Raw genomic sequence first — 17,340 nt, forward strand, 5'->3', positions numbered from 1 at the left:
CAACGCTACGAGCGCGGCTCCATCGTCATCACCTCCAACCTGCCATTCGATGAATGGACCGAGGTCTTCGGCTCAGATCGTCTCACAGGCGCAATTCTGGATCGCCTGACCCATCACGTCCACACCCTCGAAATGAATGGCGAAAGCTTCCGGCTGCGCGAAAGCCGCAAAGCCCAAACCTGAACTCCATAAACTCGGGATCAAAAGGGCTGGCCTGCGGCCAGCGCGCCTTGGCACGCGTCAGCTATATGGAAAGCAAGCGCGCCAAGGCGCCGCCCAAACCGAAAACTGGCCAATATCTCTCCGGGAAACTGACCAATTTCCCACCGGGATTGACACCGCCAACCTTCAAATCTTCAAAACACCAGATTCAGTCATAGCTCGTCATGTTCAAATGGGTGGTGAATGGCCACAATGTTTGGTCGACGCCCAAGCGGCCTTCTTGCATGGGACGATCTTCAGGGGCACGCTGGAAAAATCAGGGGCGCGCTGGAAAAAGATGCGAGTGGTTTCGCCGAAGCCGTCCTGACGACGTTGAAGGGTCCGGCTGCACAGCTGCCCGTGCCCTACTACTTTCAAGATATCTGAGTGCATCGGCGCACCGAGCTCCGCCTGAAATAATGGCTATAGCCCGAAATGGTCCACCGTTGCCGAGAGCCAGACAAAAGCTTAGGTAAGAGAACTGAGAAACTTGGTGACAAATTCGGTGACAAGTCGCATTTACGAAAAAACCCGCCGAGGCGGGTTCTTGCGTAGCTTATTGATCTCATTGAGATTTTTTGGCTCCGACGGTAGGGATCGAACCTACGACCAATTGATTAACAGTCAACTGCTCTACCGCTGAGCTACGTCGGAACACTTGGGGCGATATAGCAAGGGGGATTCCCCGCGTCCAGAGGCTTTTGAACTTTCTTGCAGAAAACTTCGAAACTTTTTCACAGGCGGGAAAAACGGGCGGTTGTCGACAGCGGGCCTTGCCGAAAGACAAGGTTTCTGTGTTCCAAATCAATGAGATGGGCAAAGACGTTCCGCATTGCCGCCGGCAGGAGGGCGGGGTTGATATCGGTATAAACTTTGTGGGTCAGGCTGGCGGCCGTGCCGCAGCCGCTGTCCAGCGCATCAAGGATCTGCGCCTCGCGAGACTTGCGGTGGGCGATCAGCCAGTGCAGCCGCTGCGCGGGGTCGGTGACGGGCGCACCGTGGCCTGCATGAAAGACCCGTGCGGGCACCCGTGTCAGCCGTTCGCAGGACGCCATGAACGCGGTCAGGTCGCCGTCGGGGGGCGAGACCAGCGAACTGGCCCAGCCCATCACGTGGTCGCCGGTGAACACTGTGTCGCCCATGGCGAAGGACAGGTGGTTGCCGAAATGGCCGGGGGTCCAAAGGGCGGTCAGCGACCAGTCTTCCCCGGACACGGTCTGTGTGTCAAAAAGCAGATCGTCGGGTGCGAAATCCGCATCCACGCCTTCGCCGCCCCCCGCAAGGCCATCCTTGGCCAGCTGTCGCATCACGGCGCTTCGACCTGCGTCGCTGGTGCCATAGGCCAGCACCGGCGCGCCTGTGATCTGCGACAGGGGGCGGGCAAGGGGCGAATGGTCGAGGTGGCTGTGGGTCACGAAGATATGAGTCACGGTTTCGGCTTTGACCGCGTCAAGGATCGCAGCCAGATGCGCCTTTGACAGCGGGCCGGGGTCAATCACCGCCACGCGGCCGCGCCCGACGATATATGTGTTTGTGCCGCGATAGGTCATGGGCGAGGGGTTGGGTGCCAGAATGCGCCGCACGCCGCCACCAAGATCCTCGGCGATGCCGACGGGTGGGTCAAACACGGGCGGGTTGAAATCGTCAAAGGCTTGCATGAATTGGCTTTCTCTCGAGGCTGGGCACGGCTACCCTTTTGGCATGTTTTTCACCTGGCTCAAACGCTATCTGCCGCGCAGCCTTTACGGGCGGGCGGCGCTTATCTTGTTGGTTCCTGTCGTCACCCTGCAATTGGCGGTGACGATCGTGTTCATCCAGCGCCACTTCGAGGATGTGACCCGCCAGATGACCCGCAATCTGGTGCTGGACCTGAAATATGTGCAGCAGCTCGTCGATGGGTCCGCGACCGTCGAAGAGGCGCGAACCCGCCTGTCGGCGCTTGAGGTGCCGCTGGCGTTGACCCTGCGCCTGCCTTCGGACGAACCCGCAGGCAACGCCAGAGAGTTCTATGATCTGTCCGGCAAAACCGTGATCACCAGCTTTGCAACCTATCTGCCAGAGGTCCGCGCGGTCGATCTGGTCCGTGATCCGCGCGGCGTTCATCTGCGGCTGGCAACGGATTTCGGCGATTTGGAGGCACATTTCGCCCGCAACCGCGTGTCTGCCGCGAACCCGCATCAATTGTTGGTGCTGACGATCTTTCTGGCCTTCCTGATGACGGTGGTTTCGTTCATCTTCTTGCGCAACCAACTGCGCCCGATCAAGCGCCTGGCCTCGGCGGCGGAGTCGTTCGGGCGTGGGCGGGCTGATCCGTTCCGCCCCTCTGGCGCGACCGAGGTGCGGGCGGCGGGCCATGCATTTCTGGATATGCGCGCCCGGATCGAGCGGCAGATAGAGCAGCGCACCCTGATGTTGTCCGGGGTCAGCCATGATCTGCGCACACCGCTGACCCGCCTGACGCTGGGCCTGTCGATGATGGACGAGGACGAGGATGTAAAGGCGCTGAAGCAGGATGTCAGGGACATGCAGCGCCTGTTGGACGAATTCCTGGCCTATGCGCGGGGCGATGCGCTGGAGGCGACGGAAATGGTCGATCCGGTGGCGCTTGCCCGCCATGTGGTCGAGGCGGGCATGCGGGCGGAACTGCCGGTGACACTGGGCTGTGTGACTGGCGGGGGCGAGGCGCTGATGCGGCCCGCCGCGATCACGCGGGCCCTGGAAAATCTGATCGGCAACGCGGTGCGCTATGGCAGCCGTGCGCGGGTTGGCGTGGCGGTGCTGGACCGCTCGATCCGCTTTACTGTCGAGGATGACGGGCCGGGCATTCCCGAAGACCGGCGCGAAGAGGCGCTGAAGCCCTTCACAAGGCTGGAGCCGGCGCGCAACCAGAACCGCACCACCGGCGTGGGCCTGGGCCTGTCGATCACCGCCGATATCGCGCGGGGGCATGGCGGGACGCTGCGGCTTGGCGAAAGCGAGGATCTGGGGGGGCTCAAGGCCGATCTGGTGATTGCGCGGTAGCGACTGCGCACTAAGACTCCGCCAAATAAAAAAGGCGGATTGGTAGGCCCGGAGGGACTCGAACCCCCAACCAAAGCGTTATGAGCGCTCTGCTCTAACCAATTGAGCTACAGGCCCGCCGGTGCACTGCCTAGTGCCGTGGCGCGTGGCGGTCAAGACGGGTTTTAAATTGCTCCGCTGTCGGACTTTGAGGTGTCCCGCACACCGGCCATGAATTCAGCGCAGGTGCACGGGAATAATCCGGTGTGCGGGCCCGTCCTAGAACGGAATGTCGTCGTCGATATCGTTGGACGGTGCGCCGCCACCACCGGAACCGCCGCCATAACCGCCGCCGCTGCCCGAAGACGGGCCGCTGTCATAGCTGCGGTCATCGGGCATATAGCCACCGTCGCCGCCGCCGCCACGCGAACCACCGCTGTCGCGGCCATCCAGAAGCGTCAGCTCGCCGCGGTAGGGGCGCAGCACGACTTCCGTCGAGTATTTGTCCTGACCCGATGCGTCCTGCCATTTGCGGGTTTCCAGTTGGCCCTCGATATAAACCTTGGACCCTTTCTTCAGGTATTGCTCTGCGATCTTGGCCAAAGGTTCGGAAAAAATCGCGACAGAATGCCATTCGGTCCGCTCTTTGCGTTCACCGGTCTGGCGGTCTTTCCAGCTTTCAGAGGTTGCGATGCGCAGATTGCACACCTTGCCACCGTTCTGGAATGTCCGCACTTCGGGGTCGCGACCCAGGTTGCCAACGATAATTACCTTGTTCACCGAGCCTGCCATCCGGTCCTCCTGTCGATTCTGACTGTAACTGTTCCCAGCGTTACACCATCCTTGATTGGTTAATTAAAGCCTTAAATGGGCGGTCCCGACGTGCGATTACCTGACGCAAAGGGGTAAAGGCCTGCTAAAAAGGATAAGGCGGGCGGATTTGAGCGGAAGGGATGGCAGCAATAGAATTTTAAGCTATAGTTTTTCAGGAGTTTGAACGGGGCGGATTGATGAAGCGATTTCTGGGGGCGGCGGTTCTGGTCGCAACGGCTTTTCCGGGCGGCACATACGCCGAAGGGCTGAACCTTTCGACAAAATCTTCGCGCGCGACTTTGTTTCGCTCGCAGACCAGCGTTCTGGATGGTCGCGCGGCAAAGCAATATGCGAATTCGGTGCGGCTTCAGCCGCCGTCGGTCGTGACGCCGGGCAGTTCGGCCAGCGTGCCGAATTACAGGGGCAAGTATCGCGGCGAGTATCTGGAAACGGCCCGCGCTGCGGCCCGCAAGCATGGCGTTCCCGAGGATCTGTTCCTGCGGCTTGTCCAGCAGGAATCCGGTTGGAACCCGCGGGCGAAATCCAACAAGGGCGCAATCGGGCTGGCGCAGTTGATGCCGGGAACGGCACGTCGGCTGGGCGTGGACCCGCATAATCCGCGCCAGAACCTTGAAGGCGGCGCGCGGTATCTGGCGACGCAATACCGGACCTTCAAAAGCTGGCGTCTGGCACTGGCCGCCTATAACGCGGGGCCGGGTGCCGTTGAAAAGCACGGCGGCGTGCCCCCTTACAAAGAGACCCGCAATTACGTGAAGGTCATCTGGGGCAGCTAGGCCGCCTTTTTCGCGCCTGGTCAAAGGCGCGCGTGCCGCGCGGGGTTTTCTTGCGCTTCGCGCGAGGATATTTAAGCCAAAAAGAAAGGCAAGGCCGCGACGGGCGGCTATTGCGCCGCGATTTTGATTACGGGGTCCATGTTTGCCAATTCAGCGTCGGACAGATGGCATTTGATCTGATGGCCCGCGACGATGGTCTTTTGCAATGGCACGTCGGTCTCGCAGAGGTTTCCCGGCACCCGCGATTTCCAGCCGCAGCGCGTCTGGAACGGGCAGCCTGTGGGTGGGTTCATCGCCGAAGGAATATCGCCTTCGAGGACGACATGCTTTTTCTTGACCGAGGTGTCGGCGATGGGAACCGCGGACAGCAGCGCCTCTGTATAAGGGTGGTAGGGCGGGCTGAACACCTGATCGGTCGTGCCAATTTCCACCACGTGGCCAAGATACATAACCATAACGCGATCAGCAAGATAGCGGACGATGCTAAGGTCGTGGCTGATGAAGAGAAGGGTGGTTTTGTTGACCCTCTGGATTTCCATCAGCAGGTCTGTGACCGCCGCCTGAACCGAAACATCCAGCGCCGAGACCGGCTCGTCCGCCACAACGATCCGCGCGTCGCCGGCAAAGGCGCGCGCGATGCCGACGCGCTGTTTTTGCCCGCCCGACAGTTGGCGCGGCATCCGGTTGGCAAAGGCGCGGGGCAATTTGACCAGATCCAGCAGTTCCAACATGCGGGTATTCCGGTCAGCTTCGGTTTTGCCGACCTTGAAGATTTCAAGCGCACGGATGATCTGGCGGCCCACGGTCATCGAGGGGTTCAGGGTGTCGAAGGGGTTCTGGAACACCATCTGGATGTTCGAGACGGTGCTGGTCGAGCGGTCCTCGATCCGTGTGTTCTGGATTTCGTTGCCGTCCAGAAGGATCGTGCCCTCGGTTGCTGTTTCCAGCCCCATCAGCACCTTGGCGAGGGTGGATTTGCCGCAGCCGGATTCGCCCACGATGGCCAGCGTTTCGGATTCGCGCGCCTCGAAGCTGAGGGTCTCGTTGGCCTTGACCACCTTCTTGTCGCCGCCGCCAAACAGGGCGTTCGCCGCCACCTCGTAGTATTTCTTGAGGTTGTCGATCTTCAGAACCACTGGCCCGATCTCTGCCTTGTCCTTTTTCCCGGACGCGGCAATCGGGGCGTTCCAGTCGATGTCATCAATCCGCAGACAGCGCGAGCGGTGGCGGTCGTCGCCCTTGATGCGATTCATCGGGATGTTGGCGGTATTGCAGACACCGTCGACGAAATAATCGCAGCGCGGGCCAAAGTTACAGCCCTTCGGGCGTTCATGCGGCAGGGGGAAATTGCCGGGAATGGCCACCAGCGGGCGGTCGTTCTTATTCGCGCCGGGCAGCGGGATCGAGCGGAACAGCGCCTGCGTATAGGGGTGCTGCATCTTGTCGAAGACATCCTCGATGCTGCCGGTTTCCACCGCCTCGCCGGAATACATCACGCAAAGCCGGTCGCAGGTTTCCAGCACCAGACCAAGGTTGTGGCTGATGAACAGCATGGATGTGCCGTATTTCTTGCCCAGATCCTTGACCAGATCGACGATGCCCGCCTCGACCGTCACGTCAAGCGCGGTAGTCGGCTCGTCCAGGATCAGCAGCGAGGGTTTCGACATCAGCGCCATCGCGATCACGATGCGCTGTTGCTGGCCGCCGGACAATTGGTGCGGGTAGGCTTTCATCATCCGTTCGGGATCGGGGAGCCGCACGTCGGTCACCACTTGCAGGGCAAGGGCATAGGCATCTGCCTTTGACGCGCCTTCGTGGATCATCGGCACTTCCATCAGCTGTTGGCCGATCTTCATCGCGGGGTTCAGCGAGGCCATCGGTTCCTGATAGATCATCGCGATCTCGGAGCCACGCAGGTCGCGCAGCTCTTCGGGGGACATCAACCCAAGGTCGCGGCCCTTGAACTTGATCGTGCCGCCCACAACGCGGCCATTCACGCCAAGATCCTGCATGACCCCCAGCGCCACGGTGGACTTTCCGCAACCGGATTCGCCCACAAGGCCCATTGCCTCGCCGCGCTGCACCGTGCAGGAGAAATCCATCACCGCAGGTATTTCGCGGGTGCGGGTGAAAAAGCTGATCGACAGGGTGTCGATTTCAAGGATCGGGCCGTCATAGTCCCATTTTGCCATGATATCAGTTCCTTAATCTTTCAGCGATTCTTCGCGCAGGCCGTCGGCCAGCAGGTTCAGTCCCAGCACAAGCGTCATCAATGCCAGTGCGGGGGGCAGGGCCGGATGCGGGTAGATCGACAACAGCTTGCGCCCGTCGTTGATCGTCGATCCCCAGTTCGAGGATTCAGGCGACACGCCAAGGCCGAAAAAGCCAAGCGTTCCCAGAAGGATCGTCGTATAGCCGATGCGCAGGCAGAAATCGACGATCAGCGGGCCGCGCGCGTTCGGCAGGATTTCCCACAGCATGATATACCACGGCCCCTCGCCACGGGTTTGCCCCGCCGCCACATAGTCGCGGGTCTTGATGTCCAGTACGATGCCGCGCACGATGCGGAACACCGTAGGAGAGTTCACAAACACGACCGAGACAAAGACGATCAGGATGTTGGATGGCATGCTGATCAGGCCCAGTGGATCGGCATCGAAGGCAAGACCGGAGTAGAGCCAGAACCCGATGATCAGCGTCAGTGCGATGTAGATGTTCCGTTTCATCGGTTGCACATAGAACCGCGAGTTCCACAGGATGGTCAGGAAGATGATCGGGAACAGGAACAGCACCGCCGCCAGATAGACCGGAATGCCGGTGGCCACGATTTCCGGCGTGACCAGCAGGTAAAACAGCAAGATCACCGGGAAGGCGAGCACAAGGTTTGCGATGAACGACAGCACCGTGTCGAATGTGCCGCCGAAATACCCCGCAGGCAGGCCAAGGGTGATGCCGACCATAAAGGCAAACAACGTCGCGGCGGGGGCGATCTTCAGCACCTCGCGGGCGCCCATGATCATCCGGCTGAACACGTCGCGGCCCAGAATGTCGCCGCCCAGCAGATAATGGGCATAGCGGCCGTCGCCATCGGGCAGGGCGGTGCCCGGCACCTTGTTCTTCATCTGGCTGATCACGTCGCGGATCGGGTCGTGGGTGATGACCAGATCGGCCATGATGGCAGTCAGCACCCAGAACAGCACCAGCGCAAAGCCGGTCATCCCGATCGGGCTGTCGAACAGTTTGCCGTAAAGGCCCAGCTTGCGTTTGAATGTGATCGATAGCGCAAATGTTGCCACCATCGCGATCCAGACCGGCATCAGTTGCGTGACCATGCCCGCAATGATCGGGCCCCAAGAAAGCGTCTCCATTCCCAGCTCCTTTAAGCGATACGGATGCGCGGGTTCAGGAAAACATAGCCGATATCCGATATCAGCTGCGTTACCAGAACCACAAACACACCGACGACCGAGCAGCCGAGAAGAAGCTCGATATCATTGTTTCCGGCGGCCTCGACCAAGGTCCAGCCGAAGCCTTTGTAATTGAACAGTGTTTCCACAATCACCACGCCGGTCAACAGCCAGGGGAACTGCAACATGATGACGGTGAAGGGCGCGATCAGCGCGTTGCGCAGGGCGTGTTTCAGGACGATGTTCCTGAACCTGACGCCCTTCAGCCGCGCGGTGCGGATGTATTGCGCGGTCATCACCTCGGCCATCGAGGCGCGGGTCATCCGCGCGACATAGCCCATCCCGTAAAGCGCCATGGTCATGACGGGCAGGGTGAAATTGTCAAAATTGATGCTTTCCATGGCAGAGGTCGACGACCCCTTGAACCATTGCAATCCACCGGCGCGAGAGGCGAAAATGATGATCAGCAGCACGCCGGAGACGTATTCAGGGGTGGCGGTGGTGGCGATAGAGAAAGTCGACAAGGTGCGATCGGTCCGCGATCCTTCGCGCATCCCCGCCAGCACGCCGATCAACAGCGCCGAAGGCACCATTACGATCATCACCCAGAACATCAACTTTCCGGTCAGCGTCAGGCGCGTGTTGATCACCGAAGTGACATCATCGCGCAGGCGGGTTGAAAAGCCGAAGTCGCCTTGCAACACGCCGCAAAACTTGGGCGCGGGGGCGGTGGGGGTCTTGACGTCCAGACAGCGCCCCTTGGGGGTGCCATTCTCTGCCGTCAGGGTCCATCCGGGCACCACGCCCAGCCATTGACCGTAGCGGTAGATCATAGAGCCGCCGTAGCCGTTATTGTCCAGCCACGACGTCACTTCCTCGTCGCTCATGCGAAAGTTGCCCTGGGTCTTGGCCAGTTTTTCAAGGTTCGGCTGAAGGTTCGTCAGGAAGAAGACGATGATTGTCAGGCACAGCGCGGTCAGCAGCATGACCCCAAGGCGGCGTAGAATGAATAGTCCCATTTTTTCCCCTGTTGGTCGGGTTCCGGGCGCGATTATTGTGCGTCACCGTGGCGCGCGGAGCCGGTCCGTCGCCATTCAGCACACGCCGTTCATCGGGCGTCGTGCCGTTGAAAAAAGGGGGACGTCATCGACGCCCCCCGATCTTGATCCTAGGCCGACACGCCCAGCTTATGAACGTCGATCTCGAACTTCGGATGCATATCCGCGTTCATAACGCCATCGCGGAAATGGCGGAAGATCGAGCGCCAGTAAGGCTGGATCGTCACGCCTTCTTCCTGCATGATCTCCTCCAGACGCTTCATCACAACGCGGCGCTTGTCGGCGTCGATGATCGACAATGCCTCTGTCAGCTTTGCGTCGAATTCGGCGTTCGCAAAGCCGGACTCGTTCCAGGCCTCGCCACTGCGATAGGCAAGGGCAAGGATCTGAACGCCCAGTTCGCGGTGGTTCCAGTTGGTCGACGAGAACGGATAGTTCGTCCAGTCGTTCCAGAAGGTAGAGCCGGGGATGACGGTGCGCTTCACCTTGAAGCCTGCATCGCGCATCTGTGCTGCGACCGCGTCGCAGGTATTACGGCGATAGTCATCGTCGATCGAGATCAGCTCGTGCTCGAAATCCATCATGCCGGCGTCTTCCATCATGGCCTTTGCGGCAGCCGGATCAAAGACGATCGGCGGCAGTTCGGCATATTCCGGGTGGATCGGGCAGACGTGGTGGTTTTCGGCAACGCGGCCTTTGCCTGCAATTCCAAGTTCCAGCAAGACAGCGTTGTCGACTGCCATCTGGATCGCCTTGCGGACACGGACGTCTGCGTAGGGCTTCTTGCCGTCGATTTCGGCAAGCTGGTTCGGACGCACAACAACCGTTGCCGCCGTTGTCACTTCGGCCCGGTTCCAGCCGATGTTGTCGAACAGCTCCAGGAAATCGCCGGTCGTCTCGTAGGTCATGTCGAATTCATCGGCCTCGGCACCCGCCGCCCAAGAGGACGGATCCTGACCGAAGTCGATGAACTCGATCCGGTCAAGATAGGCATCGTCGCCCCAATAGGGCTGGTCGGTGTTCTTGACCAAGACGGACTTTACGCCAACCTCGTAGCTTTCGGGTTTGTATGCGCCGGTGCCAACGCCGTGGTCGATAGGGTTCGTGCCGATCAGATCCTTGTGCTGGATCGCGGCGGGGTAATCGGCGATGCCCGGAATGATAGAGATGTCGGGGGCGGGCAGTTTCAGCACAATGGTGTGGCTGTCGATGACAGTGACCGCACCCTCTTTGGCTTTGCCGGTGGCCTCGTCGACATAGGTCGCGATGCGGCCCGCCATAGAGTTGCCCTCGACCGACTTGTCGGCCCAGCCGATCATGTTCGCGGCCACGTCTTCGGCGGTGAAATCATCGCCGTTGTTCCATTTAATGCCCTTGCGGACGTTGAATGTGTATTCTGTGGCGTCGTCGTTCACCGACCAGCCCTCTAGCAGGACGCCGTGGAACGAACCGTCCGCGCGGTATTCAACAAGATATTGCAGGAAGCCGCGGGTGAAATTGCCCATTTCGGACCAGTCGTAGGTGCGGGGGTCTTTCAGGGCAAGAATGCCGGTCTGGATGCGCAGCGTGCCGCCCATCGGCGGTGTCGCCACATGGCTGGCTGCCTGCGCGTCACTTGCGGTCAGACCGATGGCCGCGTAGGCGGCGACGGTCGAGACACCAAGCGCGGTTGTGCGTGTCAAAAACTCGCGGCGGCTCAGCTTGCCCGCCTTCACTTCGTCGGCATACATGCCAAGCGATGCATGCGGTGCATTGTTGATATTGGTGGTGAGCGTCATGGTATTCTCCCTGAGAGACAGTGTTTTTTATGATTGATGAAACCCGTGTGCCTTATGCCGCAAAAGCGGCGAACAGACGATGTTGTCCAGATGCATCCCCAAGTCGTTTTTCATTCCATCATTCCGCACGAGAACCTTGCGTGCGTCAACGATCCGTTTCTTCATTTTATGTAACAAATACGACATTATGATATAAGAAACGCGACATTTGGTTGGGATGCAACCCGAAACCCCTGTTGATGACCGACTCGTCAGGTCTTTTGACGGAACGCAGACGGGGTCTTGCCCGTATGGTGCTGAAAGCTGCGGGTGAAATACGCGGCAGAAGTAAACCCGAGTGACCGCGCGATATCCTTTACCGGAATCGTCGTCGCGGCCAGCATATCGCGCGCCTCGAACATGATCCGTTCGGTCAGCAGGGCAAGCGCGGGACGCCCGCAGGTGACGTTGCAGGCCCGCGACAAATGGGTGGGGGTGACGCCCAGCGTCGCGCAGTAATCAGTGACGCTGTTGCCGCTATGCAGATTGTCCTCGATCAGGCGGCAATAGCGCTCGATCAACCTGACACTGGCATTGGGGCGCTTCCGGTCGGCGGCCGTTTCTGCGATCATCCGTTCCAGCCAGACCGACAAAAGCCCCGCATGGTGCTGCATGGCGCGGGCACCGGCAAGGCGTGGCGACTCTGACTCGGACGACAGGTTGTCCAGAATGCCGGTCACTTTGGCCTGCGATCCGGCGTCGCGGACCCGGATGTGATGCGCGGCCGCAGGCATGTCCAGAACCAACGTGGCCGGGATGAATGCCGCCGTTCCAAAGACCTGTGCCGTCATATCGAAGCAATGCATCGTGCGGGCGGGAATGAAGATCGCGTTATGGGCGCCATAGCCGCGGGTGTTGCCCGAAACCGTAATCCGGCCCTGTCCGCGGGTGACCCACAACAACAGATGATGCGGATAGCTGTGCATCGCCTCGATCCGCCAGCGCCCCGCCTGTGCCAGACGCGGAATTTGGTGCAGTCGGATGTGTGACAATGGCTGGGCTGAATTCGGCATGGCGGTGCCTCACATTGGATTTGTGCAACTAAATGGCCAGCATCCATCTGAATCAAGCACTAAAATGTAGGCTTTGATGAAGCAAGCGCCGGATCGCCTATGGTCAGGGCAGGGTAAGCGGAACCCAGCCGCGCATCCGTGCCCGAAACCATGTGCGCTGTCGTTTTGCATATTGCCGCGAGGCGATCTTGGCCCGCTCTATCGCCTCGTCGAGCGGCATCTGTCCGCGCAGATGGGCGATCAATTCCGGCGCGCCGATGGCCTTGGACGACAGGCGGGCCGGGTCCCAGTCTGGCTCCATCGTCTGTGCCTCGGTCAGGGCGCCCATGTCCATCATCATATCGAAACGGCGCGATATCCGGTCCCACAACCAATCCTTGCCCGCGTCCATCACAAAGGGCTGGGTCTGTGCCAGCGGCAGCAGGGGCGGCGGCGTCTTGTCCTGCCAGTCGGAAATGGCGCGCCCCGTTGCGCGCTGCACCTCCCATGCGCGCTGCACCCGAACCGGGTTTTGCAGATCAATGCGCGACAGGGTCACGGCGTCCAGATCTGCCAGCAGGGCGGCGATGCCGTCCTGTGCCATCCGCGCACCCGCCTCTGCCCGCACTGCGTCCGGGGTGGGCGGAATATCGGCCAGCCCTTCGGTCAGCGCGGTGAAATACAGCCCCGTCCCCCCGACGATGATCAGGCGGGGGCCAGCCTGCAACAAAGGCGCCACGTCGCGCAGCCAATGGCCGACCGAATAGGTGGCGTCATAGCGAATATGCCCGTAAAGCCGGTGCTGTGCCGCGGCTTCCTCATCATCCGAGGGGCGCGCGGTCAGGATCCGCCAGCCGTCGAAAACCTGCAAGGCGTCGGCGTTCACAATCACCCCGCCCTGCGCCTGTGCAATTTGCAGCGCCAGCGCGGATTTTCCCGACGCGGTCGGCCCCGCGATCAATACAGGCCGGTCTGGGTCAATGTTATTTATGTTTATCAGTGTCTTGTCAGTCAAAGTTCAGGTCATCTTCCGGGCTTGGACGGGGTGTTTCTACGACCCATATGTGTGACGCGGCGGTTAGGCGTTGAACCCGGCCGCGTTTTCCGACATTTTGCGCAAAATTCTGCATCTCTTATCAAACACCACAAATCGGCGGGGGACAATCCGATGAACGACACAGCCACAAAAGAACCCGCGCCGGCCTTTACCCGCGTCATGCTTAAAATTTCGGGCGAGGCGCTGATGGGCGATCAGGGCTTCGGCCTGCACCCGCCGACGGTCCAGCGCATCGCGCGAGAGGTCAAGACCGTGCACGATATGGGTGTCGAGATCTGCATGGTCATCGGCGGCGGCAATATCTTTCGCGGGTTGCAGGGCAGCGCGCAGGGGATGGAGCGGACGACAGCCGACTATATGGGCATGCTTGCCACGGTGATGAACGCATTGGCCATGCAATCGGCGATGGAAGAACTGAACATCCACACCCGCGTGATTTCCGCGATCCCGATGGACGAGATATGCGAGCCGTACATCCGCCGCCGCGCGGTGCGCCACCTTGAGAAAAAGCGCGTCTGCATCTTTGCGGCAGGCACCGGAAACCCCTATTTCACCACCGACACAGCCGCGACCCTGCGCGCCAACGAAATGGCCTGCGAGGCGATATTCAAGGGCACCAAGGTCGACGGTGTCTATGACAAGGACCCGGTGAAATACGCCGATGCAAAGCGCTATGACCGCGTCAGCTATGACGAGGTGCTGCAAAAGCATCTGGGGGTGATGGACGCCAGCGCCATCGCGCTTGCCCGCGACAACCACCTGCCGATCATCGTGTTCTCTTTGGATGAACCGGGCGGGTTCAAGGGGATTCTGGCGGGTGAAGGCACCTATACAACCGTGCACGATTAAGTTTACAATTTGGGCAACAGGCCCAAGAGCCGATGATAGAATAAAAGTAGAGTGGACACATGGCAGACTATAAAGAAATCGACCTTGACGATCTTCAGCGCCGCATGGATGGCGCAATGGCTGCGTTGCGCACGGAATTCGCTTCGTTGCGGACCGGCCGCGCCTCTGCGTCGATGCTGGACCCGATCATGGTCGAAAGCTATGGCAGCATGACCCCGATCAATCAGGTCGGCACCGTCAACGTGCCCGAACCCCGCATGGTCACGATCAACGTCTGGGACAAGGCGCTTGTCCAGAAGGTTGAAAAGGCGATCCGCGAAAGTGGTCTGGGGATCAACCCGCAGCTGAACGGCACGATCATCATGCTGCCGATCCCCGAATTGAACGAGGAACGCCGCCGCGAGCTGACCAAGGTCGCCGCAGGCTATGCCGAACATGCGCGTGTCGCCGTGCGCAACGTGCGCCGCGACGGCATGGACCAGATCAAAAAGGCCAAAGCCAACAACATGTCCGAGGACGATGTGAAGCTTTGGGAAGGCGAAGTGCAGGAACTGACGAACAACGCGATTGCCGCGATCGACGTGGCGCTGGAAGCCAAGCAGCAGGAAATCATGCAGGTTTAACGCCCGCCCGACCAAGGAGCCATATTTTGGCCGCGAAAGACACCAAAGACATCAGCCCCGAACATGTCGCGATTATTATGGACGGCAACGGGCGGTGGGCAACGGCCCGCGGGCGGCCGCGCCTGTTCGGCCATCAGGCCGGCGCACGGCGCGTTCGCGAGATCGTCGAGGCCTGTCCGGAGCTTGGCGTGCGCTATCTGACGATCTTTGCCTTTTCGACCGAGAACTGGAAACGCACCCAGACCGAGGTTGCCGGTTTGATGGCCTTGTTCCGCCGCTACATCGAGAAAGAGGCGAAACGCCTGCTGAAACACGGTGTGCGGGTCAGGTTTATCGGTGACCGCCTGCGTCTGGATGCGAAACTGGTCAAGCTGATGGATGATCTGGAGGTTCTGACCAGCCATAACGATCTGGTGCATCTGACCATCGCGTTGAACTACGGCGGCCGCGACGAGGTGGCCCGCGCGACCAAGCGTCTGGCGCGCGACGTGGCGTCGGGAAAACTGTCACCCGATGACGTGGACGAGGAAACATTGCCGCGCTATCTGGACACCTGCCTGTTGCCCGACCCCGATCTGGTGATCCGTACCAGCGGCGAGGCGCGGATTTCCAACTTTCTGCTCTGGCAGTCGGCCTATTCGGAATATGAATTCATCGACACGCTCTGGCCCGATTTCACCGCAGAGATCTTTGCCCAGACCATTGGCCGCTTTGGTCTTCGCGAACGGCGCTATGGGGCTGTGGCGGTCTGATGGCACCCTCTGGCCAATGGGATGATCTTGCCCCGCGTCTGGTGACGGCGGTGGCGATGGTGGCAACGGGGCTGCTTGGCATCTGGCTGGGTGGCGTATGGTTTGCCGCGATGGTGTCGATCTGTTGCGGCGTGATGGTCTGGGAACTGGCGCGGATGGTTTCGCCCGAGCTGAAACGGCGGTCGTTCCTGCTGGGTGCCGGTGCGGCTGTCAGCCTTTGGGTGGCGGTTTATCTGCCGACGCTTCCGGGCTTTTTGCTGCTGATCGTTGTGCCCGCCGCCGGGTTTGCGATCATTCCAATGCAGCGGCGTCTGTTTGCCGCCTTTGCCTTTCTTATTCTTGTTGCCGGGTTCGAGCTGATGGCGCTGCGCAGCGCATCGGGCATGCCCTGGCTGCTGTGGTTGGTGCTTGTCGTGGTGGCGACGGATATTTTCGGCTACTTCGGGGGGCGGATCATCGGCGGTCCAAAGCTTTGGGCGCGGGTCAGCCCCAAGAAAACATGGTCCGGTGCGGTGTCCGGCTGGATTGCGGCGGGCCTTGTCGGGCTGGTCTTCGCGCTGACATCCCATGCGGGGCTGTGGCTGGTGCCAGTGTCGGTGCTGTTGTCGATGGCCAGTCAGGTGGGCGACGTGGCCGAAAGCGCTGTGAAGCGCAAGATGGGGGTCAAGGACAGTTCCAACCTTTTGCCCGGCCATGGCGGCCTGTTCGACCGGTTCGACGGGCTGCTGGGGGCGGCGGTTTTGCTGCTGCTGATCGTGCAGTTCGTGGCGCTGCCGCTGACGGGCTTTTGACGGATGCGGCAGGTTTCTGTTTTCGGGTCCACCGGGTCCATCGGACAAAACACCATTGATCTGATCCTGCGCGGCGACGAGGGCGAATACGGCGTCGAGGTTCTGACCGGCGGGCGCAATATCGACCTTTTGGCGCGACAGGCCCTTGCGGTCGGCGCAAAGCTTGCCGTGACCGCCTATGACGATTGCCTTGCGGGCTTGCGCGACGCGCTTGCCGGATCGGGAACCAAGGTGGCGGCGGGGCAGGGTGCCATTGCCGACGCCGCCGACCGTCCCGTCGATTGGATGATGTCCGCGATTGTGGGCGCGGCGGGGCTGGTGCCCGGTTTGCGCGCCCTGCGCCACGGCTCGACGCTGGCGCTTGCCAACAAGGAAAGCCTTGTCACTGCGGGCCCCCTGTTGATGGGCGAGGCGGCGCGGCACGAGGCAACAGTCCTGCCCGTTGACAGCGAACATTCGGCGGTGTTTCAGGCGCTGGTGGGCGAGGATATGGACGCGGTCGAGCGGGTGATCATCACTGCGTCGGGCGGTGCGTTCCGCGACTGGCCGATGGAAAAACTGGCCGGTGCGACGCTGGAACAGGCCTCGAGCCACCCGAATTGGGCGATGGGCCAGCGGATTACGATCGACAGCGCGTCTATGTTCAACAAGGCATTGGAACTAATTGAAACAAAAGAATACTTTGGCTTCAGACCTGACCAGATAGAGGTGCTTGTGCACCCTGAATCCCTGATCCATGCTCTTGTCGGTTTTGTTGATGGCGCGCTGATGGCCCATGTTGGCCCGCCCGATATGCGCCACGCGATCGGCTACGCGCTACATTGGCCCGAACGCCGGCGGCTGGGTGTCGAGCGGCTGGATCTGGCGCGGATCGGCGCGTTGCATTTCAGCGCGCCCGATGACGCCCGATACCCCGCATTGCGGCTGGCCCGTCAGGTTATGGCGACAGGCGGCCTGTCCGGCGCGGCCTTTAACGCGGCCAAGGACGCGGCACTTGACGGCTTTATCGATGGCCGGCTGGGGTTTCTTGAAATGGCAGAGGTGGTCGAGACGGTGCTTGACCGGTTCGGGTCCGATTCCAGCCTTGGAAATGCCGAAGTTAACCTTGATAACGTCGTTCAAACAGACCATCTGGCAAGAAGGCGGGCAGACGAAGCGATCCGCCAAAAAAGACAGGCATAAGGAA

The 17,340-nt window shown here is 60.6% G+C and carries 17 protein-coding genes and 2 tRNA genes; 9 read left to right on the top strand and 10 right to left on the bottom strand.

Going from position 1 to position 17,340, the window contains the following annotated elements; genetic code table 11:
• On the top strand, positions 1–183 hold a 183-nt coding region (locus tag ACEN2R_RS18250), incomplete at its 5' end, for an ATP-binding protein (protein ID WP_442044120.1).
• A gap of 222 nt (positions 184–405) precedes the next feature.
• Positions 406–588 carry a hypothetical protein gene (locus ACEN2R_RS18255; RefSeq protein ID WP_442044121.1) on the top strand — a complete coding sequence of 61 codons (183 nt, stop codon included), beginning with the start codon at positions 406–408 and terminating at the stop codon, positions 586–588.
• 192 nt (positions 589–780) lie between these two features.
• Here the strand turns inward: ACEN2R_RS18255 and ACEN2R_RS18260 are convergent.
• Both ACEN2R_RS18260 and ACEN2R_RS18265 read right to left on the bottom strand, forming a co-directional pair.
• A tRNA-Asn gene (locus ACEN2R_RS18260) sits at positions 781–855 on the bottom strand.
• An 80-nt stretch (positions 856–935) separates the two neighbouring features.
• Entirely contained in the window at positions 936–1,859 is a 924-nt protein-coding gene (locus ACEN2R_RS18265) for an MBL fold metallo-hydrolase (RefSeq protein ID WP_442044122.1), read from the bottom strand.
• Between the two features lie 43 nt (positions 1,860–1,902).
• On the opposite strand from ACEN2R_RS18265, the gene ACEN2R_RS18270 reads away from it, so the two are divergent.
• Positions 1,903–3,222: an ATP-binding protein gene (locus ACEN2R_RS18270; RefSeq protein ID WP_442044153.1), complete on the top strand. Its 1,320-nt coding sequence runs from the start codon at positions 1,903–1,905 to the stop codon at positions 3,220–3,222.
• A 40-nt stretch (positions 3,223–3,262) separates the two neighbouring features.
• Here ACEN2R_RS18270 and ACEN2R_RS18275 read toward each other — a convergent pair.
• Together ACEN2R_RS18275 and ssb are read right to left on the bottom strand one after the other, a co-directional pair.
• Positions 3,263–3,339 (bottom strand) — tRNA-Ile (locus tag ACEN2R_RS18275).
• Positions 3,340–3,480: 141 nt separating this feature from the next.
• Positions 3,481–3,993, bottom strand: a complete 513-nt coding sequence (ssb, locus tag ACEN2R_RS18280; protein WP_442044123.1) for a single-stranded DNA-binding protein — start codon at positions 3,991–3,993, stop codon at positions 3,481–3,483.
• A gap of 218 nt (positions 3,994–4,211) precedes the next feature.
• Here ssb and ACEN2R_RS18285 point away from each other — a divergent pair, with 218 nt between their 5' ends.
• Positions 4,212–4,808 (top strand): lytic transglycosylase domain-containing protein, encoded by a 597-nt coding sequence (locus tag ACEN2R_RS18285; RefSeq protein ID WP_442044124.1) that lies wholly within the window; start codon positions 4,212–4,214, stop codon positions 4,806–4,808.
• A gap of 107 nt (positions 4,809–4,915) precedes the next feature.
• Here ACEN2R_RS18285 and ACEN2R_RS18290 read toward each other — a convergent pair whose 3' ends face one another.
• The 6 genes from ACEN2R_RS18290 to miaA all read right to left on the bottom strand — a co-directional run bounded on the left by ACEN2R_RS18290 (position 4,916) and on the right by miaA (position 13,097).
• Complete coding sequence (locus ACEN2R_RS18290; protein WP_442044125.1) at positions 4,916–7,000, bottom strand: dipeptide ABC transporter ATP-binding protein; 2,085 nt, start codon at positions 6,998–7,000, stop codon at positions 4,916–4,918.
• Positions 7,001–7,012: 12 nt separating this feature from the next.
• A complete protein-coding gene (locus ACEN2R_RS18295; RefSeq protein ID WP_442044126.1) occupies positions 7,013–8,176 on the bottom strand; it encodes an ABC transporter permease in 1,164 nt (387 codons plus the stop codon).
• Positions 8,177–8,187: 11 nt separating this feature from the next.
• Entirely contained in the window at positions 8,188–9,234 is a 1,047-nt protein-coding gene (locus ACEN2R_RS18300) for an ABC transporter permease (RefSeq protein ID WP_442044127.1), read from the bottom strand.
• 149 nt (positions 9,235–9,383) lie between these two features.
• Positions 9,384–11,051, bottom strand: a complete 1,668-nt coding sequence (locus ACEN2R_RS18305) for an ABC transporter substrate-binding protein (protein WP_442044128.1) — start codon at positions 11,049–11,051, stop codon at positions 9,384–9,386.
• Between the two features lie 251 nt (positions 11,052–11,302).
• The gene (locus ACEN2R_RS18310) at positions 11,303–12,103 is read right to left on the bottom strand and encodes a helix-turn-helix domain-containing protein (protein ID WP_442044129.1); all 801 of its coding nucleotides are present in this window, start codon (positions 12,101–12,103) and stop codon (positions 11,303–11,305) included.
• Between the two features lie 103 nt (positions 12,104–12,206).
• Complete coding sequence (miaA, locus tag ACEN2R_RS18315; protein ID WP_442044130.1) at positions 12,207–13,097, bottom strand: tRNA (adenosine(37)-N6)-dimethylallyltransferase MiaA; 891 nt, start codon at positions 13,095–13,097, stop codon at positions 12,207–12,209.
• Between the two features lie 153 nt (positions 13,098–13,250).
• Here miaA and pyrH point away from each other — a divergent pair, with 153 nt between their 5' ends.
• From pyrH to dxr, 5 genes are read left to right on the top strand one after another with little or no spacing between them, the layout of a single operon-like run.
• Positions 13,251–13,988 carry a UMP kinase gene (gene pyrH, locus ACEN2R_RS18320; RefSeq protein ID WP_442044131.1) on the top strand — a complete coding sequence of 246 codons (738 nt, stop codon included), beginning with the start codon at positions 13,251–13,253 and terminating at the stop codon, positions 13,986–13,988.
• Between the two features lie 59 nt (positions 13,989–14,047).
• Complete coding sequence (gene frr / locus ACEN2R_RS18325) at positions 14,048–14,611, top strand: ribosome recycling factor (RefSeq protein ID WP_442044132.1); 564 nt, start codon at positions 14,048–14,050, stop codon at positions 14,609–14,611.
• Between the two features lie 26 nt (positions 14,612–14,637).
• The gene (uppS, locus tag ACEN2R_RS18330; RefSeq protein ID WP_442044133.1) at positions 14,638–15,363 is read left to right on the top strand and encodes a polyprenyl diphosphate synthase; all 726 of its coding nucleotides are present in this window, start codon (positions 14,638–14,640) and stop codon (positions 15,361–15,363) included.
• The gene (locus ACEN2R_RS18335; protein ID WP_442044134.1) at positions 15,363–16,154 is read left to right on the top strand and encodes a phosphatidate cytidylyltransferase; all 792 of its coding nucleotides are present in this window, start codon (positions 15,363–15,365) and stop codon (positions 16,152–16,154) included. The genes uppS and ACEN2R_RS18335 overlap by 1 nt, the downstream gene beginning before the upstream one ends.
• A gap of 3 nt (positions 16,155–16,157) precedes the next feature.
• Complete coding sequence (gene dxr / locus ACEN2R_RS18340) at positions 16,158–17,336, top strand: 1-deoxy-D-xylulose-5-phosphate reductoisomerase (protein WP_442044135.1); 1,179 nt, start codon at positions 16,158–16,160, stop codon at positions 17,334–17,336.
• Positions 17,337–17,340: the final 4 nt, after the last annotated feature.

It is taken from the genome of Pseudogemmobacter sp. W21_MBD1_M6 (assembly GCF_052119585.1).
In the GTDB taxonomy this organism is placed as follows: Bacteria; Pseudomonadota; Alphaproteobacteria; order Rhodobacterales; family Rhodobacteraceae; genus JBGQOJ01.